The following is a 314-nucleotide window of genomic DNA, read 5'->3' as shown; positions in this document are numbered from 1 at the left end:
CCCTGTAAGGGTTTTTTGTTCCCGTGCTTATGATATAGACTCCAAATTCCCCTCTGGCAGTTTCCACCTTTTGGTAGAAATCTCCCTTCGGAAGCTTGATCACCGCGTTAGTAGCGACTTTATGATCCCCATCTGGGATGTTGTCTATCAATTGTTCAATGATGTCCAGAGATTCCCACATTTCGGCTATTCTTACTCTGTATCTTGCAAAGGAGTCTCCTGCAGTATCAAGGATTTCGGTAAAATTGACCTTATCAAGGGCACTGTAAGGGTGATATTTTCGCACATCACAGGAGTGTCCGGATGCTCTCGCA

Annotated in this window: 1 protein-coding gene; it reads right to left on the bottom strand. The window is 44.9% G+C overall.

Features of this window, described 5'->3' with window-relative positions; all coding sequences use genetic code 11:
* The coding region (locus HC175_RS22395) for an NADH-quinone oxidoreductase subunit D-related protein (RefSeq protein WP_479685264.1) at nucleotides 1–314 on the bottom strand (314 nt) is incomplete at both ends.

Source organism: Salinimicrobium oceani (assembly GCF_012037645.1).
The sequence above is the reverse complement of the archived record's forward strand: the minus strand, read 5'-3'. Positions and strand labels throughout refer to the sequence as shown.